Source organism: Klebsiella ornithinolytica (genome assembly GCF_030505655.1).
Classification (GTDB): Bacteria; Pseudomonadota; Gammaproteobacteria; order Enterobacterales; family Enterobacteriaceae; genus Klebsiella; species Klebsiella ornithinolytica.
Map to the genome: position 1 here is coordinate 435978 of NZ_CP130153.1, position 22823 is coordinate 458800.

Genomic DNA, 22823 nt, shown 5'->3' on the forward strand with positions numbered 1-22823 from the left:
GTTGCCATTGACTGATTTTTTATGCATATTTTGTGATTAGATTATCACAATAATGACCGCATAACGAAGAAGGATGGCATGACATGGCAACTGAGCAACCGGTAATTACCCGCGCCACATTCGATGAAGTTATTCTGCCGATTTATGCACCGGCAGAATTCATCCCGGTCAAAGGTAAAGGTAGCCGCGTATGGGATCAGCAGGGCAAAGAGTACGTTGATTTCGCGGGCGGGATTGCGGTGACGGCGTTAGGTCATTGTCATCCGGCTCTGGTCGCGGCGCTGCATGAGCAGGGCGAAACCTTGTGGCATACCAGCAATGTCTTTACCAACGAGCCGGCGCTGCGTCTGGGTCGTAAGCTGGTGGAGGCCACCTTCGCCGAACGCGTGGTGTTCATGAACTCTGGCACCGAAGCGAACGAAACGGCGTTCAAGCTGGCGCGCCACTACACCATTACCCGTCACAGCCCGTATAAGACCAAAATCATCGCCTTCCATAATGCTTTCCACGGCCGTTCGCTGTTCACGGTATCGGTGGGCGGGCAGCCAAAATATTCTGATGGCTTCGGCCCGAAACCGGCGGACATTATCCACGTGCCGTTTAACGATCTGCATGCGGTTAAGGCCGTTATGGACGATCATACCTGCGCGGTGGTTGTGGAGCCGATTCAAGGAGAAGGCGGCGTGATGGCGGCGACGCCGGCGTTCCTGAAAGGACTGCGCGAACTCTGCGATGAGCATCAGGCGCTGCTGGTATTTGATGAAGTTCAGTGCGGCATGGGGCGTACCGGTTCGCTGTTTGCATATATGCACTATGGCGTGACGCCGGACATTCTTACCAGCGCCAAAGCGCTGGGCGGTGGCTTCCCGATCAGCGCCGTACTGACCACCAACGATATTGCCAGCGCATTCCACGCCGGTTCCCACGGTTCGACCTACGGCGGTAACCCGCTGGCCTGCGCCGTGGCCGGGGCGGCATTTGACCTGATTAATACCCCGGAGGTGCTGGAGGGCGTGAAGGCGAAGCGCGAGCTGTTTGTGCAGCATCTCCAGCAAATTGACGCGCAGTTTGACCTGTTCAGCGACATCCGCGGTATGGGGCTGTTGATTGGCGCGGAGCTTAAGCCGCAGTATAAGGGCCGGGCTCGTGATTTTCTCTATGCCGCGGCAGATGCCGGCGTGATGGTGCTGAATGCCGGGCCGGATGTGATGCGCTTTGTCCCTTCGCTGGTCATCGACGAGCAGGATATTGCCGAAGGCATGGCCCGCTTTGCCCAGGCGGTAAAGCAGGTTCTTAACGCTTAATCGCGCGTAGCCAGATGCCGTGATGCGGGCGCTGACGCCATGCCACCGAGGAGATGGTGTGCATGGTGTTCAGATGGTCGAGGATCCGCTGCAGATGTTGCTCCATCGTACTTAACGGCCCCCGGCTCACCTCCACATCCTGCGACTCCATAATATTGACATCGCCAGCGCTGCCGGGACCATCGGAATCCAGCCGCTGCTGGCAACGCTGGAGCGCAATCTCACAAGATTCCAGATAGCGTCGGGCCAGCTCCGGCGTCAGCATCGTATGCTCGCGGGCCAGGGTGGTCATCGCGTTGATATGCTCAACAATAAACTGGCTGTGGGTGACCCACAGTTTCATGTCGTCAAGATAGTGTGTGTTAAAACCGGGTTCCTGCATGGCCTGATTCAGCGAGTTATACAGCGAGTTATGCGCCTGATTGACGCGCATCCGGCGATAGGCCAGCGCCGGAGCCTGATGATCGTCGCTAAGAATCAGCCTGATCGCTTCCTGATCGGCTTCCAGCGCGTCGTGAGCGTTCTTACGCAGTAGCCCGCTTTGCCATTGCGGCCATAGCCAGACCATGCCGCCAAAGGCGATAAGGCAGCCGATAAGCGTATCGATAAGCCTGGCGACAATATACTGCTCGCCGTTGAGCGTCAGAAGCTGCAGGGTATACACCGCCGTCACGGTAAAGCCAACCATCGCCCAGCCATAATGCTTGCGGATAATCAGGTAGCTCAGCAGCGTGACGAGCAGCATCGCGGAGAGCGTATAACCCTCCGGGACATGGAAGTGCAACGCCAGTCCGGCGATGGCCAGACCGGCAAGCGTACCTGCCGCCCGATGGACGATACGTACCCGCGTCGCGCCGTAGCCGTTTTGGGTTACAAAAAGCACCGTCATCAGGATCCAGTAAGGCTTGGGAAGGTTCAGGGCACTTCCCATCAGGCTCGCGGCCGTTAACATCACGCAGATACGCGCAGCGTTACGTAACGCCGGTGATTTTAACGAGAGATAGTTTTTTAGCGCGGGCAGCAGCGGCAGACGGCGCTCTTTATCCGCCATCAGGTTGCGAGCGTACAGCGGGCGCTGGGTACGCAGCACCCGGGCTATTCGGCTGAAGTGCCAGGCGCAGAACTGCCCTACCGGGTTGTCCGGATGCTGCCAGGCAATTTTCTCCAGCGCGCCGATCTGCTTATCCATGTTAAAGCGCCGCGGATAGCGGTGGTACAGGATGTCATCGGCCAGCACCCGCAGGCGAGCGGCAACGGTTTGCGCGTTCCAGCGGATCACCGCCTCGGCATGGCTGCGTTCTACCAGTTTTTGTACTTCTTCGGGTTGGTGCAGGCTGACGGAGATATGTTCCTGCAAATCCAGCGCCATCTGAAACGCCCGCAGCAGGCGCTTGTGGTCATTGCGCTGGTTCGCCGCCAGCATATGCATCTGCTGGTAGCATTGGGTGATCAGGTCCACCACCTTCTGCTGGCGCGTGAGCAGCGGCGGCAGTGAAGTGGTGGGATCGATATGCTGGGTCAGCAGGCTGTATTTGGCTTCGCAGTAGTTAGCCAGCTCGCGATAGAGCAGGCTCAGCGATTCGCGCAGCGGCTGCTCGCGCCATAGCCAAAACCAGAACCAGTTAAACAGACCGTACCACAGCGTCCCGAGGGCGTAGATCAGCAGTGGCTCCCAGACGGGCATGTTTCCGGCAAGGCTCAGGGTAAAGATCGCGGCAATCAACGAAGCGGGCAGAAGCCTGGCGTGCAGAGAGCTGATCTCCGCCGTCACGCCGAGCAGCAGCGCCAGGCCGCTGAGAATCAAAGGTAGCGGGATCGCCTGCTGAAGCAGAAGCTGGACGACCAGACTGCAGCCGGCGAACAGCGAACCGCCAATAATCAAGCGTTTAAAAAAACGTTTGTGCGGCGTATCCAGACCGGCGACGTTACAGCAGGCGGGCACCAGCGAGAACAGCAGACCTTGCTGTAAATGACCGAGGAGGAGGCCGATTGCGACAGGCAAACACAACACCAGCGTTTGCCGCAGTGCATAGTTGACTTCCGGGTGATAAATCAGCCTGCGCCACATAGAGGGAAAACAAAAACGGCGTATTGCGCAAGCAATACGCCGTTTTATCGACTTAACGCGTACCGTATACGACGATAGTTTTACCGTGTGCGGAGATCAGGTTCTGATCTTCCAGCATCTTCAGGATACGGCCAACGGTTTCGCGGGAACAGCCAACGATCTGACCAATTTCCTGACGGGTAATTTTAATTTGCATACCATCAGGGTGGGTCATCGCATCCGGCTGTTTTGCCAGGTTCAACAGCGTCTGAGCGATGCGCCCGGTGACGTCGAGGAAGGCAAGGTTACCCACTTTTTCTGAGGTCACCTGCAGACGGCGAGCCATCTGCGACGACAAGCGCATCAGGATATCCGGGTTAACCTGAATGAGCTGACGGAATTTTTTGTAGGAGATTTCGGCCACTTCACATGCGGTTTTCGCACGTACCCAGGCGCTACGCTCCTGGCCTTCTTCAAACAAGCCTAATTCACCGATGAAATCGCCCTGGTTGAGGTAAGAGAGGATCATCTCTTTACCTTCTTCATCCTTGATGAGCACAGCCACAGAGCCTTTGACGATGTAGTACAACGTTTCTGCTTTTTCACCCTGGTGGATCAGCGTGCTTTTAGATGGGTACTTATGAATGTGGCAATGAGACAAGAACCATTCGAGGGTAGGGTCTGTTTGCGGTTTGCCAAGCACCATGCGCGGTTATCCTCTGTTATAAGCTATCTCCGGGTGCCGACACTACACGGCATCCGGGCATGCAATCGTATTGTTTCCCTATGCCTGGGAAACGGGCTGGTGATTTTTCTTCAGCCTGTAATGTGAACTCCTCTGCATACATGCAGTACATCAATGTAATACTGTAGCATCCCGACTGTTTTAGCATAGCTTTTGCCGCATGTCTCCTGGTGTCTCGCTTCAGCATGATGCAGGTCGCCTTCCGTTGCGAGAATTGTTATGTACGCGTAATCTGTCAGGAAAATTGCAACCTTGGAGTTAAATTTTATGCAAGCTCGTGTGAAATGGGTTGAAGGGTTAACCTTCATCGGAGAGTCGGCTTCAGGTCACCAGATTCTGATGGACGGCAACTCCGGAGATAAAGCGCCAAGCCCAATGGAGATGGTGCTGATGGCGGCGGGCGGATGCAGCGCGATCGATGTCGTGTCTATTTTGCAGAAAGGTCGTCACAACGTGACTAACTGTGAAGTCAAGCTGACGTCTGAACGTCGGGAAGAGGCGCCGCGTCTGTTTACCCATATCAACATGCATTTTATTGTCACCGGCAAGGAGCTGAAAGATGCGGCCGTCTCCCGTGCGGTGGATCTGTCGGCGGAGAAATACTGCTCGGTGGCGCTGATGCTGCAAAAAGCGGTGAACATCACCCACTCGTTTGAGGTGGTAGAGGCGTAATGCCAGATACCCGGTGGCGCGATGCTTACCGGGTTGACACCGTCTTGCAGGCCGGCGCAAGCGTAGCGCCGGCCGCGAATTTAAATTGCTTTACCTTCCATCAAGCGTTCCACCAGCGGCGTCATGATGAGCTCCATCGCCAGCCCCATTTTCCCGCCAGGCACCACCAGCGTATTGATATGCGAGATAAACGAGCCCTGTAGCATCGCCAGCAGCCAGGGAAAATCGATATCCGGTAGGTTGCGGAAGTGGATCACCACAAAGCTTTCATCCAATGACGGAATGCCCTTCGCCGCAAACGGGTTGGAGGTGTCGACAGTGGGGACGCGCTGGAAGTTGATATGGGTGCGCGAAAACTGCGGTGTGATGAAGTTGATATAGTCTTCCATTGAACGGACCACGGAATCCATCACCGCTTCACGGGAGTGACCTCGTTCACTGGTATCGCGGATGAGCTTCTGAATCCATTCCAGGTTGACGATAGGCACCACGCCAACCAGCAGGTCGACATTCTGCGCGACGTTATACTGCGGCGTGACAACCCCGCCGTGCAGCCCTTCATAAAACAGGACATCGGTCGGTTCCGGTAGCGGTTGCCACGGTGTGAATGTGCCCGGTACCTGATTCCACGGCACCGCCTCATCATAGGTATGCAAATACTTGCGCGACTGGCCGCTACCGTTACGCCCGTACTCAAGGAAGGTGTTTTCCAGCAGGCCGAAGTCGTTGGCTTCCGGGCCGAAGTAGCTGATGTGTTTCCCCTGATCGCGCGCTTTGCGGATCGCCATGTCCATTTCCGGGCGGGTATAGCGATGGAAGCTGTCGCCTTCTACCTCCGCGGCACGCAGATTTAGCTGGGCGAAAATTTTACGAAAGGCGAGGCTGGTGGTCGTGGTTCCCGCGCCGCTGGAGCCCGTGACGGCAATCACCGGATGTTTGGCAGACATAACAACTCCCAGATTAAACGATGTGTGGCGCCGCCTTAGCCGTGAAACTGCTTGCGGGGCATGATGTTGACCGTCTCGTGCAGTTCTGACCACACCAGCACGGCTTCTCCGCTTTTCAATTGCTGTTTGACGTCGGCGACTTTATCCGCCAGCGAGCGTTCATGTTCACCATAATCGGTGCCCTCACGCAACACAAAGCTTTCGATCAGGTTATCCAGCGTTTCGGGATCCAGATCGTGCCAGGGAATAATCATTTTTGTGCTCCCAACCAACGGGTTAACCAGTCCGGGATACGCTTTTCCAGCCACATTTCCGGTTTGCGCAGCGTGCCGCCGACGAATCCGACGTGTCCGCCATTTTCGGTCAGCTGATACTCGACGTTTACCGGGAGCTGCTCTTGCGGCGGAATGGAGTGGTGGTCCATAAAAGGATCGTCCTTCGCATGAATGATCAGCGTCGGTTTCGTAATGTCGCTGAGGCGCGGCATGGCGCTGCACTGGCGATAGTAGTCCAGCGCATCGGCGAATCCGTGAATCCTGGCGGTGATCATATCGTCAAACTCGCGGATGCGGCGCATACCTTTGAGCTGGCGGAGATCAACCGGTAGCGAGCCGGGATAGGCTTTCAGCTTACGCGCGGCGTTGGCCTTTAACAGATTGAGCAGATAACGCTGATAGACCCGGGAAAAGCCCTTGTCCATATGATAGCTGCAGGCTTCGAGCATGAACGGGGCTGAGACAATAACCGCGGCATCAAGCGGGACATTATCACCTTCTTCGGCCAGCAGGCAGCCCAGCATATTCCCGCCCAGCGAATAGCCGACGGCAGCGGTCGGCACCGCACCCCATTCGCGTTGTAGCCAGTGCAGGAACCAGCGGCCATCTTCGGTTTCACCCGAATGATAGATGCGGTTATTGCGGTTGGGTTCGCCGCTACAGCCGCGGAAATGCATCACCACGCCCAGCCAGCCGCGCTGCATGGCTGCATGGATAAGGCCATGAGCATAGGGGCTGTGCAGGCTACCCTCCAGCCCGTGGAACACCACCAGTCGCGGTTTGTGTTGCGCCCCGGCGGGGTCTTCGCTCCACGCCAGATCGACAAAATCACCGTCCGGGAGCTCAAGTCGCTGCCAGTGCGGCGTGAATCCCAGCTTACGGCGAATCAGGCGCGGCAGCATGGTCTGCAGATGACGATTGCCCACGCCGCGCATAGGGTGAAACTCACGCGAGTCGTTTTCGGGGGGCGTCATTTCTGTGGGGGTGATTTCAACCATAGCACCAGAGCAGTTAATCATCTTATAAAACAGTATACCGCGCATGAAGTGCGCAGGTTATCCAATATGTGGTCTTGCGGCCTGTGCTATAGGTTACACGAAATTGAAGCCGGATGAGGACTGCTCTTGCGGGATAAAGATGGCCCGCTGCCCGGGAAGGCTGGAAGGGGAAACAGCCACCGCCAGGAGCGAATGGCTGTGGGGCTGGCTTAAAACATGCTGTTGCCGCTGGCGGTTTTTTCCGGAACCGTCTGAATAACATCCCAGTGCTCAACGATCTTGTTCTGCGCATCGAGGCGGAAAATATCGATAATCGCCCGGGTGACGCCCGGCTCGCGGCCGGTGGACGCAACGTGCAGAACGACATAGTCGCCGTCGACAATCACGCGTTTAATCTCGCTGTGAGAGTCGGGGAATTTCTCTTTCAGAAAGGCGATGAATTGACGAAAGCCTTCGGGCCCATCCTTCGCACCAGGATTATGCTGGATATACTCGTTTCCGAGGTAGGTTTTTGCGGCATCAAAGTCTTTATCGTTCAACGCTTTATTATAAAAAGCGATGACGTTTTCTTTGTTTTTCAATTCGCTCGCGCTGTAGGCGGCAAAAGCGGAGTGGGTCAGGGCACAAAGCAGTGAGAGGGAGATAAGCGTTTTTTTTACCATGGCAATGCCTCTTCGCAGATGAGTGTTGCGGTTTATAGCAGGGGCATATAACGGCGCGTTCCCATAACTCAGCGCCACTGCGTTTATACTCCCTGCCCTATCATAACCCGTTTTAACCTTCCTGTAGCATCTGTTCCAGCTGCTCTTGTGCATCCAGCCAGGCCATTTCACACTCTTCGAGACCGGATTTGGCACTGGCCTGTTGCTGCAGACAGCTGGTCAGCTCTGCTTTGCGGGAGGCATCATACAGCCCGCTGTCGCCGAGCTTCTCTTCCGCCTGGGCGAGCTGCGCGTTGAGCTTATCCATCTCTTTTTCGAGGCGGCTAATCTCTTTACGCAGCGGCTGAGTGAGCGTCCGTAATTCCGCTTCCCGACGTTTCTGGTCTTTGCGGGCCTGTGCGCTGTTACCGCTCTCTTTCGCAACGTCAGACGACGAGCTCTCCTGTTTCTGCGAGTCGCTGAGCCACTGCTGATAATCTTCCAGGTCGCCATCGAACTGCTCGACTTTGCCGTCATGCACCAGATAGAGATCGTCGGTGGTGGAACGGATCAGGTGGCGATCGTGCGAGACCACCACCAACGCGCCTTCGAAATCAATCAGCGCTTCGGTCAGGGCCTGACGCATATCGAGATCGAGGTGGTTCGTCGGTTCATCGAGCAGCAGAAGGTTAGGTCGCTGCCAGACGATCAACGCCAGCACCAGGCGGGCTTTTTCACCACCGGAGAAACGCTGCGTCTCTTCGTTGACCTTATCGCTCTGGAAACCAAATCCGCCGAGATAGTCGCGCAGTTTCTGCTCTGTCTCCTGAGGTGCCAGGCGTGCCAGATGCTGTAACGGGGATTCGTCAGCGCGCAGAAACTCCAGCTGATGCTGAGCGAAGTAGCCGAGCTTAATACCTTTAGCGAGGCCAATCTCGCCATGCAGCGGCTGGAGTTCGCCGGCCAGCAGCTTGATCAGCGTCGACTTGCCGGCGCCGTTTCGCCCTAACAGGCCAATGCGTGAACCGGGCACCAGGTTTAGTTTGATAGAGTCCAGAATCACCCGTTCGCCGTAGCCGGCGCTGACTTTTTCCATTTTCAGCAGCGGGTTTGGCAGGCTTTCCGGCGCGCGGAAACTAAAGTGGAACGGGTTATCGACGTGAGCCGGTGCGATAAGCTCCATGCGTTCCAGCATTTTAATGCGGCTCTGGGCCTGCTTGGCCTTGGTGGCCTTGGCGCGAAAGCGGTCGATATAGCTTTGCAGATGGGCGACGCGCAGCTGCTGGCTTTCATACATCGACTGCTGCTGTGACAGGCGGGTTGCGCGCTGCACTTCAAACGAGCTGTAGTTGCCGGTGTATTCGAACATCGTTTGCTGTTCGATATGAATAATTTTATCGACGATCGGATCCAGGAAGTCACGATCGTGAGAAATCAGAATCAGCGTGCCGGTGTAGCCTTTCAGCCATTTTTCCAGCCAGATGACCGCATCGAGATCGAGGTGGTTAGTCGGTTCATCGAGCAGCAGCAGATCGGAACGACAAATCAGCGCCTGCGCGAGGTTCAGGCGCATACGCCAACCGCCGGAAAAGTCGCTGACCGGGCTTTCAAGCTGTTCATTACTGAATCCCAGCCCGTGCAGCAGACTGGCGGCGCGCGAACGGATGGTCCAGGCATCGATGGCATCCAGTTTGCCGTGCACCGTCGCGATGGCGTGGCCGTCATTGCGCTCGTTGGCCAGTTTTAAATCGGCTTCGAGCTGGCGATATTCGCGATCGCCATCAATAACATAATCAATGGCTGGCTGCGGCAGCGCAGGGGTTTCCTGATTAACCCACGCCAGCTGCCAGTTACCCGGAAAGGTCATACTGCCGCCGTCGGCGCTAATCTCGTTTTTCAAAAGCGACAGCAGCGTGGATTTGCCGCAGCCGTTTTTGCCCACCAGGCCGACCTTCTGGCCAGGATTGATGGTGGCGGTGGCGTTGTCCAGGAGGACCCGTACGCCGCGACGAATTTGTAACGAGGAGAAAACAATCATAAGGCGCCGTATGTTCTGACTATGTTAGTTTGTCATTATGATAATGTAATGTGGTAGCAAATTGCTCCACCGGGCCGCAATGGTAGCCCAAAACGAAGACGATACACAAAGTCATTCTGGTTGCGTCGGGACGCAGCCGTTGTGCAGGCCACCAGAAGACGTTCGGGAGGGGAATGATGTCTCAGACAGCGAAGGTTTTGCTGCTGTATGCCCACCCAGAATCCCAGGATTCCGTGGCCAACCGGGTTTTACTTGAACCGGCTTTACAGTTGCCAAATGTCACCGTGCACGATCTCTATGCACACTACCCAGATTTTTTTATCGATATTACCCACGAGCAGGAGCTGTTGCGCCAGCATGAGGTGATTGTTTTCCAGCATCCGCTCTATACGTGGAGCTGCCCGGCATTGCTGAAGGAGTGGCTGGACAGAGTGCTGACCCGCGGCTTTGCCAGCGGCGCCGGAGGGAACCAGCTTGCGGGAAAGTACTGGCGTAGCGTGATTACCACCGGTGAGCCCGAGAGCGCCTACCGACGCGATGCCAATCGCTATCCCATGAACGACATCCTGCGCCCATTTGAACTGACTGCCGGCATGTGCCGGATGCACTGGATGAGCCCGATTATTGTCTACTGGGCTCGCCGACAATCGCCTGCCGATCTGAAAAATCACGCGCGTGCTTATCGCGACTGGCTGGCTAATCCCATCGCGGCAGGAGGCATAAATGGAGGGCGCTGATCTGCTTTTAGCGGGAGTCCTGTTTCTGTTTTCTGCCGTGGTGGCGGTGCCGTTGGCCGCCCGGCTCGGCATCGGCGCGGTATTAGGCTATCTGCTGGCCGGCATTGCGATTGGCCCCTGGGGACTGGGTTTTATTAGCGATGTTGATGAGATTTTGCACTTCTCCGAACTGGGCGTCGTGTTCCTGATGTTCATCATCGGGCTGGAGTTGAATCCGTCTAAGCTCTGGCGCCTGCGCAGCTCCATTTTTGGCGTCGGGGCGGCGCAGGTTGTGCTCAGCGCGGGTATTCTTGGCGGATTACTCATTGTGACCGGGTTTTCCTGGCAGGCGGCGGTGGTCGGCGGTATTGGTCTGGCGATGTCGTCTACGGCAATGGCGCTGCAGTTGATGCGTGAGAAAGGAATGAGTCGCAGCGAGTCCGGACAGCTGGGGTTTTCGGTGCTGCTGTTTCAGGATCTGGCGGTGATCCCCGCGCTGGCTCTGGTACCGCTGCTGGCCGGTTCCGGTGATGACCATCTTAACTGGGTGACCGTCGGGCTGAAGGTTCTGGCCTTCGCCGGGATGCTTATTGGCGGCCGTTTTCTGCTGCGACCTGTTTTTCGGTTTATCGCCGGCTCCGGGGTGCGAGAAGTATTTACCGCCGCAACGCTGCTGCTGGTACTGGGTTCGGCCCTGTTTATGGATGCGCTCGGTCTGTCTATGGCGCTCGGTACTTTTATCGCCGGCGTTCTGCTGGCTGAAAGCGAGTATCGCCATGAGCTGGAGATCGCCATCGAGCCGTTTAAAGGGCTCTTGCTTGGGTTGTTCTTTATTTCCGTCGGCATGGCATTGAATCTGGGCGTGCTCTATACCCACTTACTGTGGGTGGCGGCAAGCGTTGCCGTGCTGGTGGCGGTAAAAAGTCTCGTGTTGTACGGCCTGGCGCGGGTATACGGGGTGCGTAGCTCGGAACGGATGCAGTTTGCGGGAGTGCTGAGCCAGGGGGGCGAGTTTGCGTTTGTGCTGTTCTCACTGCCGGCATCGCTGCGACTGTTCGAAAACGATCAGATGGCGCTGCTGCTGGTCACGGTCACGCTATCGATGATGACAACGCCGCTGTTGATGACGCTTATCGATCAAATTCTCTCCCGGCGCTTTAACCAACCGGAAGAAGAGGATGAAGCGCCGTGGGTTGAGGACGATAAACCGCAGGTGATTATTGTCGGCTTTGGCCGCTTCGGGCAGGTTATTGGTCGTTTGCTGATGGCCAATAAAATGCGGATTACCGTGCTGGAGCGCGATATCAGTGCGGTTAACCTGATGCGTAAATATGGCTATAAAGTCTATTTTGGCGATGCGACGCAGCTGGAGCTTCTGCGCTCGGCGGGGGCGGAGGATGCGCAGTCGATTGTTATCACTTGTAACGAGCCGGAAGATACCATGAAGCTGGTGGAGATGTGTCAGCAACACTTTCCGCATCTGAATATTCTGGCGCGCGCCCGGGGGCGTGTTGAGGCGCATGAATTGCTGCAGGCCGGCGTGAAGCAGTTCTCGCGTGAAACGTTTTCCAGCGCGCTGGAGTTGGGGCGCAAAGCATTGATTACCCTGGGCATGCACCCGCATCAGGCGCAGCGCGCGCAGCTGCACTTCCGTCGTCTGGATATGCGAATGCTGCGTGAGTTAATGCCCGTGAATACTGATACGCTGCAGATATCACGCGTGCGGGAGGCTCGCCGGGAGCTGGAAGAGATTTTCCAGCGCGAGATGCAGAAAGAGAGCAGGCAGCTTGACGGTTGGGATGAGTTTGAATAAGGGTCAAATAATGATGGCAGTGCGTAAACGTTTTATTGCCGGCGCAAAATGTCCGGCGTGTCAGGCGCAGGATTCTCTGGCAATGTGGCGTGAGAATAATGTCGATATTGTTGAGTGTGTTAAGTGTGGCCACCAGATGCGTGAGGCGGATAAAGAGGCGCAGGAGCACGTCCGTAAAGATGAACAAGTGATTGGCATTTTTCATCCGGACTAGCGTTATCTGTCGCCTTTTTTTAAGCTAGAGGGTACACGGCTGCAGAATTCCGCTACAATCTGCGCCACTATTCTTCCCATGCTCAGGAGATATCATGAAAGTAGCAAAAGACCTGGTGGTCAGCCTGGCCTATCAGGTACGTACAGAAGACGGTGTGTTGGTTGATGAGTCTCCGGTAAGCGCGCCGCTGGACTACCTGCATGGTCACGGCTCCCTGATTTCCGGCCTGGAAAATGCGCTGGATGGCCATGAAGTGGGCGACAAATTTGACGTAGAAGTCGGCGCGAACGATGCGTACGGCCAGTACGACGAAAATTTGGTTCAGCGTGTTCCTAAAGACGTCTTCATGGGCGTTGATGAACTGCAGGTTGGCATGCGTTTCCTGGCGGAAACCGACCAGGGTCCAGTGCCGGTTGAAATCACCGAAGTGGACGACGAGCACGTCGTGGTTGATGGTAACCACATGCTGGCTGGCCAGAATCTGAAGTTCAACGTTGAAGTTGTTGCGATTCGCGAAGCGACTGCAGAAGAGCTGGAGCACGGTCACGTGCACGGTGCCCACGGCCACGATCATGACCACGATCATGAAGGTTGCTGCGGCGGCCACGGCCACGATCACGACCACGGTCATGAACATGGCAAAGGTGGTTGTGGTAACGGCGGCTGCGGTTGCCACTAATACCCATCGTCTTTCAGGCCGCAGGCGCGTTGGCCTGGCTTTCAAACCCCGGTGACATCGTTCTCTATGCTGCCGGGAGTTCTCAAGCCTGCCGCCATTCTGCGACTCGACATTCTTAGGGTATTCAATCCGGTAGACATAGTGCTGCCGGAGATAGTCAAGCGGGGAAACCCGCTTTTTTTACGCCTCAATAATGTGGCGGGGGCGTTTCTTCTGCCTGTGATGCGATGTGCGATGATTGGGTCGCTTTCAGTTTTTCAACCATCAAGCGCATATGTTCACGCATCTTCGCCATTTCGATCTCATGGGCGGTGACGGTCTTGTTGAGGTCTTCAATGGTGATTTCCTGAAACGCCAGCCGGCTTTCCAGCTCCGCCAGGCGAGTCTCCAGTGTACTGTCGTGCATGAGTAACCTCTTCTGTCTTATCTCGCGAGCGGATTCTACTCAACTTTCACCCTTCGCGCAGCAACCTCGCGTAAGACAGGAAACTTATTTATACAAAAATAGTCTCAAAACTGGCGATATTCAGGAAGGTCTGTATGTAGATTTGCTCTGCAACGTTCTATAGTACCTTTTTTGCTTTTTACGATAACCCTGGGGTGAGATGCCCCGGCCCTGGAGAAATGGATGAAATCACTGTTTAAAGTAACGCTGCTGGCGACCACGATGGCTGTCGCCCTGAATGCACCGCTGACCTTTGCGGCTGATACTGCCGCGAAGACGGCACCTGCAACGGATAGCAAAGCGGCATTTAAAAATGACGATCAAAAATCTGCTTATGCGCTGGGTGCTTCACTGGGACGTTACATGGAAAACTCCCTGAAAGAACAAGAAAAACTGGGTATCAAGCTGGATAAAGATCAGCTGATCGCCGGTGTTCAGGATGCGTTTGCGAATAAAAGCAAACTGTCCGATCAAGAAATCGAGCAGACTCTGCAAACCTTCGAAACCCGCGTAAAAACTGCTGCTCAGCAGAAAATGGAAAAAGACGCGACTGAAAACGATGCTAAAGGCAAAGCCTATCGCGACACCTTCGCAAAAGAGAAGGGCGTAAAAACCTCTAAATCTGGCCTGCTGTACAAAGTTGAGAAAGAAGGGACCGGCGACGCACCGAAAGACAGTGACACTGTTGTCGTGAACTACAAAGGTACGCTGATTGACGGTAAAGAGTTCGATAACTCCTACACCCGCGGTGAGCCGCTCTCCTTCCGTCTGGACGGCGTTATCCCGGGCTGGACCGAAGGCCTGAAAAATATCAAGAAAGGCGGCAAAATCAAGCTGGTCATCCCACCGGATCTGGCTTACGGCAAAACTGGCGTCCCGGGTATTCCGGCTAACTCCACGCTGGTCTTCGACGTAGAACTGCTGGATATCAAACCGGCACCGAAAGCCGATGCCAAGCCTGAAGCGGCGGCGGATGCCAAAGCTGACGCACAAAGCGCAGACGCGAAGAAGTAATCTGGTCTAAGCCGCCGCCGTTAAAGGCGGCGGCTTTTTTATTTGGGGCAGATATAATTAAAACTGGAAAGTGCCTCAAGCGCTGTATTACTTTAGTTAGCTTAATAATGATGATGAGCCTGCCCTGACAAGCTACACCTCATCTTTCAAGCTGCCTCTGCATTGGCTGCATCCGCTTATTCCGGTTACGCACTGGAGTCAGCCCTGAGACGTGATAAGAGACATGTTTGCCTCTTACCTCGCCAGCTTACGGCTGGTCAAATTCGTTGTGACGAATGTCTCGGACGTGCACCCCTCAGCGCACCTTGAACGGTTTTGTGTAAAAAATGACAGGCTCCTGAAAAGGAGTGCTTTTTTTCATGTCCAGGTCGCTTTTAACCAACGAAACCAGTGAGCTTGACCTGCTGGATCAACGTCCTTTCGACCAGACCGACTTCGATATCCTCAAATCCTATGAAGCGGTTGTGGACGGGTTAGCGATGCTCATTGGTTCCCATTGTGAGATCGTGCTGCATTCTTTACAGGATCTGAAATGCTCCGCCATCCGCATCGCCAACGGTGAGCATACCGGGCGCCAAATCGGCTCGCCGATAACCGATCTTGCGCTGCGCATGCTGCATGATATGACGGGGGCCGATAGCAGCGTATCCAAGTGCTACTTTACGCGGGCTAAGAGCGGAGTCCTGATGAAGTCCGTCACGATCGCCATTCGCAACCGTGAGCATCGGGTCATCGGTCTGCTGTGCATCAACATGAACCTTGATGTGCCGTTCTCACAGATAATGAGCACCTTTATTCCGCCGGAAACGCCGGAGGTGAACTCTCAGGTTAACTTTGCCTCGTCAGTCGATGATTTGGTCGCTCAAACTCTTGAGTTCACTATCGAAGAAGTGAATGCCGATCGTAATGTTTCCAACAATGCTAAAAATCGCCAGATTGTCCTGAATCTCTACGAGAAAGGGATCTTTGATATCAAAGATGCCATCAACCAGGTTGCCGATCGGCTGAATATTTCCAAACATACTGTCTATCTCTATATTCGTCAGTTCAAGAGCGGCGATTTCCAGGGGCTGGATAAGTAATGCGTTTTGCCATTACGGTAACGGGGCCAGCCTACGGTACGCAGCAGGCCAGCAGCGCCTGGCAGTTTGCCCAGGCCGTTTTGCAAGAGGGTCATGATCTGGTCTGTGTCTTCTTCTATCGTGAAGGTGTCTACAACGCAAACCAGCTGACGGCGCCCGCCAGCGATGAATTTGATCTGGTACGCGCGTGGCAGCGGCTGCATGACGATCATGCTGTCGCGCTGCACATCTGCGTGGCGGCAGCCCTGCGTCGCGGTGTCACCGATGAACAAGAAGCTCAGCAGCTGGGGTTACCGGGTCATAATCTGCAGCCCGGATTTACGCTGAGCGGCCTGGGCGCGCTGGCGGAAGCCTCATTAACCTGCGATCGGATGGTGCAGTTCTGATGAAACGCGTTGCTTTTGTTTTTTCTTCTGCCCCGCATGGTTCTGCTTCGGGTCGGGAAGGTCTGGATGCGCTGCTGGCGACCTCCGCGCTGAGCGATGAGATCGGCGTATTCTTTGTCGGCGACGGCGTCTTTCAGCTGCTGCCCGGGCAACAACCGTCGGCGGTACTTGCCCGCGATTACATCGCGACCTTTAAACTCTTGCCGCTGTACGATATTGACGCGTGCTGGATATGTGCAGCGTCTGCCCGCGAACGCGGCCTGAATGCCGGGACGGCGTGGGTGGTGGATGCCGAGTGGCTTGAGCCCGAAGCGCTGCGCGCCCGACTCGATGATTTCAACGTGATTTTACGTTTCTGAGGCCCGAATGCTCCACACACTCAGCTCGTCCCCGTGGCACACCGATCTCCGCGCGATGCTACGCCTGGTAAAGGATGGCGACGATCTCCTGCTGCTTTCTGATGGCGTGATTGCGGCCATCGCCGGCGGACCTTTCCTTGAAATCCTGCGCTCTGCCCCCATAACCATTCATGCTCTGCAAGACGATATCGATGCCCGCGGGCTGGCTGGTCAAATTGCGGACAGTGTCGTCAGGGTTGGCTATACTGATTTCGTCAGAATGTCGGTCAAACATCCTGGACAGTTGTCCTGGTAATGGCGGGATCGTTGTATATTTCTTGACACCTTTTCGGCACCGCCCTAAAATTCTGCGTCCTCATATTATATGAGGCGATTTATTACGTGTTTACGAAGCAAAAGCTAAAACCAGGAGCTATTTAATGGCAACAATTAACCAGCTGGTACGCAAACCACGCGCACGCAAAGTTGCAAAGAGCAACGTGCCTGCACTGGAAGCCTGCCCGCAGAAACGTGGCGTATGTACTCGCGTATATACTACCACTCCTAAAAAACCGAACTCCGCACTGCGTAAAGTTTGCCGTGTTCGTCTGACTAACGGTTTCGAAGTCACCTCCTACATCGGCGGTGAAGGTCACAACCTGCAGGAACACTCCGTGATCCTGATCCGTGGCGGTCGTGTTAAAGACCTTCCGGGTGTTCGTTACCACACCGTTCGTGGTGCGCTTGACTGCTCCGGCGTTAAAGACCGTAAGCAAGCTCGCTCCAAGTATGGCGTGAAGCGTCCTAAGGCTTAATGGTTCTCCGTTAAGTAAGGCCAAACGTTTTATATTAATGTCAAACTAAACTCTTTGAGTTTTGGACAATCCTGAATTAACAACGGAGTATTTCCATGCCACGTCGTCGCGTCATTGGTCAGCGTAAAATCCTTCCAGATCCTAAGTTCGGATCAGAACTGCTGGCAAAATTTGTAAACATCCTGATGGTAGATGGTAAAAAATCTACTGCAGAAGCTATCGTATACAGCGCGCTGGAGACCCTGGCTCAGCGCTCTGGTAAAAATGAACTGGAAGCTTTCGAAGTCGCTCTGGACAACGTCCGTCCGACCGTCGAAGTTAAGTCCCGCCGCGTAGGTGGTTCTACTTACCAGGTTCCAGTTGAAGTCCGTCCGGTTCGTCGTAATGCCCTGGCAATGCGTTGGATCGTAGAAGCTGCTCGTAAACGTGGTGATAAATCCATGGCTCTGCGTCTGGCGAACGAACTTTCTGACGCTGCAGACAACAAAGGTACTGCAGTTAAGAAACGTGAAGACGTTCACCGCATGGCAGAAGCCAACAAGGCGTTCGCTCACTACCGTTGGTAATCCCTTCGGAGTCATAGTCACCAGGCGGGCGCTTCAGGTAAGTCGCCCGTGCTGGATAACTTAACTGAACGCCTAAAGAAATAAACGAGGAATCAAATGGCTCGTACAACACCCATCGCACGCTACCGTAACATCGGTATCAGTGCGCACATCGACGCCGGTAAAACCACTACTACCGAACGTATTCTGTTCTACACCGGTGTAAACCACAAAATCGGTGAAGTTCATGACGGCGCAGCAACCATGGACTGGATGGAGCAGGAGCAGGAGCGTGGTATCACTATCACCTCCGCAGCGACTACTGCATTCTGGTCTGGTATGGCTAAGCAGTATGAACCGCATCGCGTTAACATCATCGACACCCCGGGGCACGTTGACTTCACTATCGAAGTAGAACGTTCCATGCGTGTGCTTGATGGTGCGGTAATGGTTTACTGCGCAGTTGGTGGTGTTCAGCCGCAGTCTGAAACCGTATGGCGTCAGGCAAACAAATATAAAGTTCCGCGCATTGCGTTCGTTAACAAAATGGACCGCATGGGTGCGAACTTCCTGAAAGTTGTTGGTCAGATCAAAACCCGTCTGGGCGCGAACCCGGTTCCGCTGCAGCTGGCAATTGGTGCTGAAGAAGGTTTCACCGGTGTTGTTGACCTGGTGAAAATGAAAGCCATCAACTGGAACGAAGAAGACGCAGGCGTAACCTTCACCTATGAAGATATCCCGGCTGACATGCAGGATCTGGCTGAAGAATGGCACCAGAACCTGATCGAGTCCGCTGCAGAAGCGTCAGAAGAGCTGATGGAGAAATACCTGGGTGGTGAAGAACTGACTGAAGAAGAGATCAAAAAAGCTCTGCGTCAGCGTGTTCTGAACAACGAAATCATCCTGGTAACCTGTGGTTCTGCGTTCAAGAACAAAGGTGTTCAGGCGATGCTGGATGCGGTAATTGATTACCTGCCATCCCCGGTTGATGTACCTGCGATCAACGGTATTCTGGACGACGGTAAAGATACCCCGGCTGAGCGTCACGCTAGCGATGAAGAGCCGTTTGCTGCTCTGGCATTTAAAATCGCTACCGACCCGTTCGTGGGTAACCTGACCTTCTTCCGCGTTTACTCCGGTGTGGTTAACTCTGGTGATACCATCCTGAACTCCGTGAAATCTGCACGTGAGCGTTTCGGTCGTATCGTACAGATGCACGCTAACAAACGTGAAGAGATCAAAGAAGTTCGCGCGGGCGACATCGCTGCTGCTATCGGTCTGAAAGACGTGACTACTGGTGACACCCTGTGTAACCCGGATCACCCGATCATTCTGGAGCGTATGGAATTCCCTGAGCCGGTAATCTCCATCGCTGTTGAACCGAAAACCAAAGCTGACCAGGAAAAAATGGGTCTGGCTCTGGGTCGTCTGGCGAAAGAAGACCCGTCATTCCGCGTATGGACTGACGAAGAATCTAACCAGACCATTATCGCCGGTATGGGTGAGCTGCACCTCGACATCATCGTTGACCGTATGAAGCGTGAATTCAACGTTGAAGCGAACGTCGGTAAACCTCAGGTTGCTTACCGCGAAGCGATTCGTGCGAAAGTTACCGATATCGAAGGTAAACATGCCAAGCAGTCTGGTGGTCGCGGTCAGTATGGTCATGTTGTTATCGACATGTACCCGCTGGAGCCGGGCTCAAATCCGAAAGGATACGAGTTCATCAACGACATCAAAGGTGGTGTAATTCCTGGCGAATACATCCCGGCCGTTGATAAAGGCATCCAGGAACAGCTGAAAGCTGGTCCGCTGGCAGGTTACCCGGTAGTTGATCTCGGCGTGCGTCTGCACTTCGGTTCTTACCATGACGTTGACTCCTCTGAACTGGCGTTTAAACTGGCCGCTTCTATTGCCTTCAAAGATGGCTTTAAGAAAGCGAAACCAGTTCTGCTTGAGCCGATCATGAAGGTTGAAGTAGAAACTCCGGAAGAGAACACTGGTGACGTCATCGGTGACCTTAGCCGTCGTCGTGGTATGCTGCGTGGTCAAGAATCCAACGTTACTGGCGTTGTGATTCACGCTGAAGTTCCGCTGTCTGAAATGTTCGGATATGCAACTCAGCTGCGTTCTCTGACCAAAGGTCGTGCTTCTTACTCCATGGAGTTCCTGAAGTATGATGACGCGCCGAACAACGTTGCTCAGGCCGTAATTGAAGCCCGTGGTAAATAAGCCGTAGGGTTAAAACCAAAATCCCGTGCTCTCTCCTGAAGGGGAGAGCGCTATAGTAAGGAATATAGCCGTGTCTAAAGAAAAATTTGAACGTACAAAACCGCACGTTAACGTCGGTACTATCGGCCACGTTGACCATGGTAAAACTACTCTGACCGCTGCAATCACTACCGTTCTGGCTAAAACCTACGGTGGTTCTGCTCGTGCATTCGACCAGATCGATAACGCGCCGGAAGAAAAAGCTCGTGGTATCACCATCAACACTTCTCACGTTGAATATGACACCCCGACTCGCCACTACGCACACGTAGACTGCCCGGGCCACGCCGACTATGTTAAAAACATGATCACCGGTGCTGCTCAGATGGATGGCGCGATCCTGGTTGTTGCTGCGACTGACGGCCCGATGCCGCAGACTCGTGAGCACATCCTGCTGGGTCGTCAGGTAGGCGTTCCGTACATCATCGTGTTCCTGAACAAATGCGACATGGTTGATGACGAAGAGCTGCTGGAACTGGTTGAAATGGAAGTCCGTGAGCTGCTGTCTCAGTACGACTTCCCGGGCGACGACACGCCGATCGTTCGTGGTTCCGCTCTGAAAGCGCTGGAAGGCGAAGCAGACTGGGAAGCGAAAATCATCGAACTGGCTGGCTACCTGGATTCTTACATCCCGGAACCAGAGCGTGCGATTGACAAGCCGTTCCTGCTGCCGATCGAAGACGTATTCTCCATCTCCGGTCGTGGTACCGTTGTTACCGGTCGTGTAGAGCGCGGTATCATCAAAGTGGGCGAAGAAGTTGAAATCGTTGGTATCAAAGAGACTGCGAAGTCTACCTGTACTGGCGTTGAAATGTTCCGCAAACTGCTGGACGAAGGCCGTGCTGGTGAGAACGTTGGTGTTCTGCTGCGTGGTATCAAACGTGAAGAAATCGAACGTGGTCAGGTACTGGCTAAGCCGGGCTCTATCAAGCCGCACACCAAGTTCGAATCTGAAGTGTACATTCTGTCCAAAGACGAAGGCGGCCGTCATACTCCGTTCTTCAAAGGCTACCGTCCGCAGTTCTACTTCCGTACAACTGACGTGACTGGCACCATCGAACTGCCGGAAGGCGTAGAGATGGTCATGCCGGGCGACAACATCAAAATGGTTGTTACCCTGATTCACCCGATCGCGATGGACGACGGTCTGCGTTTCGCAATCCGTGAAGGCGGCCGTACCGTTGGCGCGGGCGTTGTAGCTAAAGTTCTGGGCTAATTATTAGTTCTGAATGAAAAAGGGCGCTTCGGCGCCCTTTTTGCTGCTCGTCATCTGGCGTCGAGCAAAATCATGTTTGTATGAAAAAAGAACATCTCTTTGAGTATTTAATCAACGCACTATTGTAATTATAACTATTCTCATTTACACTTTTGAGCATAAATTGAACGGGAGTCGGTATGTACGTTTGTTTGTGTAATGGTGTAAACGATAAAAAAATTCGTCAGGCCGTTCGTCAATTTCATCCACAGTCTTTTCAGCAATTGCGCAAATTCATTCCTGTTGGAAATCAATGCGGTAAATGTGTCCGTGCCGCCCGTGAGATTATGGAAGATGAATTAACCCGCATGCCGGAATACCAGGAGAGCGCTTAAGAGCTCAGGCTTTTCTTTGACATCTTTATAGCCCGAACTACGCTTCAATAAGTGGAAGCGGAGGGACTATATAATGAAAGGTGATGTCAAAATCATAAGTTATCTCAATAAATTGTTGGGAAATGAGCTTGTCGCAATAAATCAGTACTTTCTTCACGCCAGAATGTTCAAGAACTGGGGCCTGATGCGCCTCAATGATGTTGAATATCATGAATCCATCGATGAAATGAAACACGCCGATAAGTACATCGAGCGCATTCTCTTCCTTGAAGGTATCCCCAATCTGCAGGATCTTGGCAAGCTGGGCATCGGTGAAGATGTCGAAGAGATGCTGCAATCTGATTTACGACTGGAACTCGAAGGCGCAAAAGATCTACGTGAGGCGATCGCTTATGCCGACAGCGTCCATGACTATGTCAGTCGCGACATGCTTATTGAAATCCTGACAGACGAAGAAGGCCATATTGACTGGCTGGAAACGGAGCTGGATCTGATTGATAAATTAGGACTGCAAAACTATCTCCAGTCACAAATCAAAGTGGCTGACTGACTAGCGTTTGCCACCCGCACCAAAAACCCGCTGCAGCCAAAAAAGGGCCAAAAGGCAGCGGGTTGTTCAATGAGCGCTGTACTTTCCCGAGAATCATCAATAGCAGCATGACTCCACCGGCGAAGACCGTCGCCATAAAAACCAGCTGCGGCAGCATTTGCCAACCGTGCCACGCGCCAAGTGCGGCCAGAAATTTGACATCGCCACAGCCAAGCCCTTCATAACCGCGAATCCCCCGATAGAGCCAATAGAGGCACGTGAAAGCCAGATAGCCGCCGATGGCGCCGCCAACGGCATACTCCAGCTGTAGCGGAGCGTAGTAAAGATAATAGAACAGCCCGCTCCAGAGCAGGGGGCAGGTCAGGCGATCGGGAAGCAGGCCGTAGTGCAGATCGTACCAGCAGAGGGCGAGCGACAGACCGCTATAGAGAAGTAATAAGAGGGGCATCATCGATAAGGTTCCCTGGCGATGGGGATATGCGCGGAGTCTGGTCGAAAAAGAGAGGGATAGCAAAGGCCCGTATTCATTATCGCGAGGCGCCATCCGCGGTATTAACTCAGTTTTCACTACTTTCTATGCCCGCTCGCCGCGGCACGCAAAAATGATTGCTGATTTTGTATGCAGCACTTGCGTCGAGCCCGAATTTGCGTATAATGCGCGGGCCTGTCAAAATTGGCAGGCTGGTTCGATATGAACC

Annotated in this window: 26 protein-coding genes; 17 read left to right on the forward strand and 9 right to left on the reverse strand. The window is 54.1% G+C overall.

What is annotated here, in order from left to right; genetic code table 11:
- Positions 1-83 precede the first annotated feature (83 nt).
- On the forward strand, positions 84-1304 hold the full coding sequence (argD, locus tag Q1L34_RS01955; RefSeq protein ID WP_004868421.1) for a bifunctional acetylornithine/succinyldiaminopimelate transaminase: 1221 nt from the start codon (positions 84-86) through the stop codon (positions 1302-1304).
- Here argD and Q1L34_RS01960 read toward each other — a convergent pair.
- Together Q1L34_RS01960 and crp are read right to left on the reverse strand one after the other, a co-directional pair.
- Positions 1294-3372: a YccS/YhfK family putative transporter gene (locus Q1L34_RS01960; RefSeq protein ID WP_065907156.1), complete on the reverse strand. Its 2079-nt coding sequence runs from the start codon at positions 3370-3372 to the stop codon at positions 1294-1296. The genes argD and Q1L34_RS01960 overlap by 11 nt on opposite strands.
- A gap of 52 nt (positions 3373-3424) precedes the next feature.
- On the reverse strand, positions 3425-4057 hold the full coding sequence (gene crp, locus Q1L34_RS01965; protein ID WP_000242758.1) for a cAMP-activated global transcriptional regulator CRP: 633 nt from the start codon (positions 4055-4057) through the stop codon (positions 3425-3427).
- Between the two features lie 306 nt (positions 4058-4363).
- On the opposite strand from crp, the gene Q1L34_RS01970 reads away from it, so the two are divergent.
- Positions 4364-4768 (forward strand): OsmC family protein, encoded by a 405-nt coding sequence (locus tag Q1L34_RS01970; protein ID WP_004868418.1) that lies wholly within the window; start codon positions 4364-4366, stop codon positions 4766-4768.
- Between the two features lie 80 nt (positions 4769-4848).
- On the opposite strand, the gene Q1L34_RS01975 is transcribed toward Q1L34_RS01970, so the two are convergent.
- From Q1L34_RS01975 to Q1L34_RS01995, 5 genes are all read right to left on the reverse strand, one after another.
- Entirely contained in the window at positions 4849-5715 is an 867-nt protein-coding gene (locus Q1L34_RS01975; protein ID WP_004868415.1) for a phosphoribulokinase, read from the reverse strand.
- A 35-nt stretch (positions 5716-5750) separates the two neighbouring features.
- A complete protein-coding gene (locus tag Q1L34_RS01980) occupies positions 5751-5969 on the reverse strand; it encodes a YheU family protein (RefSeq protein WP_004868412.1) in 219 nt (72 codons plus the stop codon).
- A complete protein-coding gene (locus tag Q1L34_RS01985) occupies positions 5966-6925 on the reverse strand; it encodes a hydrolase (protein WP_472387569.1) in 960 nt (319 codons plus the stop codon). The genes Q1L34_RS01980 and Q1L34_RS01985 overlap by 4 nt, the downstream gene beginning before the upstream one ends.
- Before the next feature lie 272 nt (positions 6926-7197).
- Positions 7198-7650: a nuclear transport factor 2 family protein gene (locus Q1L34_RS01990; RefSeq protein ID WP_004868408.1), complete on the reverse strand. Its 453-nt coding sequence runs from the start codon at positions 7648-7650 to the stop codon at positions 7198-7200.
- A 112-nt stretch (positions 7651-7762) separates the two neighbouring features.
- Positions 7763-9667, reverse strand: coding sequence for an ABC transporter ATP-binding protein (locus Q1L34_RS01995; RefSeq protein ID WP_004868406.1), 1905 nt, complete (start codon positions 9665-9667; stop codon positions 7763-7765).
- Between the two features lie 173 nt (positions 9668-9840).
- On the opposite strand from Q1L34_RS01995, the gene kefG reads away from it, so the two are divergent.
- The 4 genes from kefG to slyD all read left to right on the forward strand — a co-directional run bounded on the left by kefG (position 9841) and on the right by slyD (position 13089).
- Positions 9841-10404, forward strand: coding sequence for a glutathione-regulated potassium-efflux system ancillary protein KefG (kefG, locus tag Q1L34_RS02000; RefSeq protein WP_032718310.1), 564 nt, complete (start codon positions 9841-9843; stop codon positions 10402-10404).
- Positions 10391-12196: a glutathione-regulated potassium-efflux system protein KefB gene (gene kefB / locus Q1L34_RS02005; RefSeq protein WP_044347772.1), complete on the forward strand. Its 1806-nt coding sequence runs from the start codon at positions 10391-10393 to the stop codon at positions 12194-12196. The genes kefG and kefB overlap by 14 nt, the downstream gene beginning before the upstream one ends.
- A gap of 13 nt (positions 12197-12209) precedes the next feature.
- A complete protein-coding gene (locus tag Q1L34_RS02010) occupies positions 12210-12410 on the forward strand; it encodes a YheV family putative zinc ribbon protein (protein WP_015585624.1) in 201 nt (66 codons plus the stop codon).
- A gap of 94 nt (positions 12411-12504) precedes the next feature.
- Positions 12505-13089: a peptidylprolyl isomerase gene (gene slyD, locus Q1L34_RS02015; RefSeq protein WP_004868397.1), complete on the forward strand. Its 585-nt coding sequence runs from the start codon at positions 12505-12507 to the stop codon at positions 13087-13089.
- A 187-nt stretch (positions 13090-13276) separates the two neighbouring features.
- Here the strand turns inward: slyD and Q1L34_RS02020 are convergent, their stop codons facing one another.
- A complete protein-coding gene (locus tag Q1L34_RS02020) occupies positions 13277-13495 on the reverse strand; it encodes a protein SlyX (protein WP_004868395.1) in 219 nt (72 codons plus the stop codon).
- A gap of 222 nt (positions 13496-13717) precedes the next feature.
- Here Q1L34_RS02020 and fkpA point away from each other — a divergent pair, with 222 nt between their 5' ends.
- From fkpA to bfr, 11 genes are all read left to right on the forward strand, one after another.
- Positions 13718-14548 (forward strand): FKBP-type peptidyl-prolyl cis-trans isomerase, encoded by an 831-nt coding sequence (fkpA, locus tag Q1L34_RS02025; RefSeq protein WP_015585625.1) that lies wholly within the window; start codon positions 13718-13720, stop codon positions 14546-14548.
- Positions 14549-14907: 359 nt separating this feature from the next.
- On the forward strand, positions 14908-15630 hold the full coding sequence (locus Q1L34_RS02030) for a helix-turn-helix transcriptional regulator (protein WP_004868391.1): 723 nt from the start codon (positions 14908-14910) through the stop codon (positions 15628-15630).
- A complete protein-coding gene (gene tusD, locus Q1L34_RS02035; RefSeq protein WP_015585626.1) occupies positions 15630-16016 on the forward strand; it encodes a sulfurtransferase complex subunit TusD in 387 nt (128 codons plus the stop codon). The genes Q1L34_RS02030 and tusD overlap by 1 nt, the downstream gene beginning before the upstream one ends.
- Entirely contained in the window at positions 16016-16375 is a 360-nt protein-coding gene (gene tusC / locus Q1L34_RS02040) for a sulfurtransferase complex subunit TusC (protein WP_004868388.1), read from the forward strand. Before tusD ends, tusC begins: the two co-directional genes overlap by 1 nt.
- A 7-nt stretch (positions 16376-16382) precedes the next feature.
- The gene (gene tusB / locus Q1L34_RS02045) at positions 16383-16670 is read left to right on the forward strand and encodes a sulfurtransferase complex subunit TusB (RefSeq protein ID WP_004868385.1); all 288 of its coding nucleotides are present in this window, start codon (positions 16383-16385) and stop codon (positions 16668-16670) included.
- 124 nt (positions 16671-16794) lie between these two features.
- Positions 16795-17169, forward strand: a complete 375-nt coding sequence (gene rpsL / locus Q1L34_RS02050) for a 30S ribosomal protein S12 (protein ID WP_002920115.1) — start codon at positions 16795-16797, stop codon at positions 17167-17169.
- A gap of 95 nt (positions 17170-17264) precedes the next feature.
- Positions 17265-17735, forward strand: a complete 471-nt coding sequence (gene rpsG / locus Q1L34_RS02055) for a 30S ribosomal protein S7 (protein ID WP_004106370.1) — start codon at positions 17265-17267, stop codon at positions 17733-17735.
- A gap of 96 nt (positions 17736-17831) precedes the next feature.
- On the forward strand, positions 17832-19946 hold the full coding sequence (gene fusA / locus Q1L34_RS02060; protein WP_004868382.1) for an elongation factor G: 2115 nt from the start codon (positions 17832-17834) through the stop codon (positions 19944-19946).
- A gap of 70 nt (positions 19947-20016) precedes the next feature.
- Positions 20017-21201, forward strand: a complete 1185-nt coding sequence (gene tuf, locus Q1L34_RS02065; protein WP_004118409.1) for an elongation factor Tu — start codon at positions 20017-20019, stop codon at positions 21199-21201.
- 179 nt (positions 21202-21380) lie between these two features.
- A complete protein-coding gene (gene bfd / locus Q1L34_RS02070; RefSeq protein ID WP_004868381.1) occupies positions 21381-21575 on the forward strand; it encodes a bacterioferritin-associated ferredoxin in 195 nt (64 codons plus the stop codon).
- Positions 21576-21648: 73 nt separating this feature from the next.
- Positions 21649-22125 (forward strand): bacterioferritin, encoded by a 477-nt coding sequence (gene bfr, locus Q1L34_RS02075; protein WP_015585627.1) that lies wholly within the window; start codon positions 21649-21651, stop codon positions 22123-22125.
- Here bfr and Q1L34_RS02080 read toward each other — a convergent pair.
- On the reverse strand, positions 22109-22576 hold the full coding sequence (locus Q1L34_RS02080) for a prepilin peptidase (RefSeq protein WP_327204345.1): 468 nt from the start codon (positions 22574-22576) through the stop codon (positions 22109-22111). The genes bfr and Q1L34_RS02080 overlap by 17 nt on opposite strands.
- Positions 22577-22823 lie beyond the last annotated feature (247 nt).

Bases quoted from the DNA above. Each gene is read 5' to 3' on its own strand.
- tusC (WP_004868388.1), top strand. From the start codon at position 16,016: ATGAAACGCGTTGCTTTTGTTTTTTCTTCTGCCCCGCATGGTTCTGCT.
- Q1L34_RS02030 (WP_004868391.1), top strand. From the start codon at position 14,908: ATGTCCAGGTCGCTTTTAACCAACGAAACCAGTGAGCTTGACCTGCTG.
- fkpA (WP_015585625.1), top strand. From the start codon at position 13,718: ATGAAATCACTGTTTAAAGTAACGCTGCTGGCGACCACGATGGCTGTC.
- fusA (WP_004868382.1), top strand. From the start codon at position 17,832: ATGGCTCGTACAACACCCATCGCACGCTACCGTAACATCGGTATCAGT.
- Q1L34_RS01990 (WP_004868408.1), bottom strand. From the start codon at position 7,650: ATGGTAAAAAAAACGCTTATCTCCCTCTCACTGCTTTGTGCCCTGACC.
- Q1L34_RS01980 (WP_004868412.1), bottom strand. From the start codon at position 5,969: ATGATTATTCCCTGGCACGATCTGGATCCCGAAACGCTGGATAACCTG.
- argD (WP_004868421.1), top strand. From the start codon at position 84: ATGGCAACTGAGCAACCGGTAATTACCCGCGCCACATTCGATGAAGTT.
- bfr (WP_015585627.1), top strand. From the start codon at position 21,649: ATGAAAGGTGATGTCAAAATCATAAGTTATCTCAATAAATTGTTGGGA.
- Q1L34_RS01985 (WP_472387569.1), bottom strand. From the start codon at position 6,925: ATGCGCGGCGTGGGCAATCGTCATCTGCAGACCATGCTGCCGCGCCTG.
- rpsG (WP_004106370.1), top strand. From the start codon at position 17,265: ATGCCACGTCGTCGCGTCATTGGTCAGCGTAAAATCCTTCCAGATCCT.
- Q1L34_RS01975 (WP_004868415.1), bottom strand. From the start codon at position 5,715: ATGTCTGCCAAACATCCGGTGATTGCCGTCACGGGCTCCAGCGGCGCG.
- kefB (WP_044347772.1), top strand. From the start codon at position 10,391: ATGGAGGGCGCTGATCTGCTTTTAGCGGGAGTCCTGTTTCTGTTTTCT.
- bfd (WP_004868381.1), top strand. From the start codon at position 21,381: ATGTACGTTTGTTTGTGTAATGGTGTAAACGATAAAAAAATTCGTCAG.
- Q1L34_RS02080 (WP_327204345.1), bottom strand. From the start codon at position 22,576: ATGATGCCCCTCTTATTACTTCTCTATAGCGGTCTGTCGCTCGCCCTC.
- Q1L34_RS02010 (WP_015585624.1), top strand. From the start codon at position 12,210: ATGGCAGTGCGTAAACGTTTTATTGCCGGCGCAAAATGTCCGGCGTGT.
- tusB (WP_004868385.1), top strand. From the start codon at position 16,383: ATGCTCCACACACTCAGCTCGTCCCCGTGGCACACCGATCTCCGCGCG.
- tusD (WP_015585626.1), top strand. From the start codon at position 15,630: ATGCGTTTTGCCATTACGGTAACGGGGCCAGCCTACGGTACGCAGCAG.
- Q1L34_RS01995 (WP_004868406.1), bottom strand. From the start codon at position 9,667: ATGATTGTTTTCTCCTCGTTACAAATTCGTCGCGGCGTACGGGTCCTC.
- Q1L34_RS01960 (WP_065907156.1), bottom strand. From the start codon at position 3,372: ATGTGGCGCAGGCTGATTTATCACCCGGAAGTCAACTATGCACTGCGG.
- Q1L34_RS01970 (WP_004868418.1), top strand. From the start codon at position 4,364: ATGCAAGCTCGTGTGAAATGGGTTGAAGGGTTAACCTTCATCGGAGAG.
- kefG (WP_032718310.1), top strand. From the start codon at position 9,841: ATGATGTCTCAGACAGCGAAGGTTTTGCTGCTGTATGCCCACCCAGAA.
- crp (WP_000242758.1), bottom strand. From the start codon at position 4,057: ATGGTGCTTGGCAAACCGCAAACAGACCCTACCCTCGAATGGTTCTTG.
- rpsL (WP_002920115.1), top strand. From the start codon at position 16,795: ATGGCAACAATTAACCAGCTGGTACGCAAACCACGCGCACGCAAAGTT.
- Q1L34_RS02020 (WP_004868395.1), bottom strand. From the start codon at position 13,495: ATGCACGACAGTACACTGGAGACTCGCCTGGCGGAGCTGGAAAGCCGG.
- slyD (WP_004868397.1), top strand. From the start codon at position 12,505: ATGAAAGTAGCAAAAGACCTGGTGGTCAGCCTGGCCTATCAGGTACGT.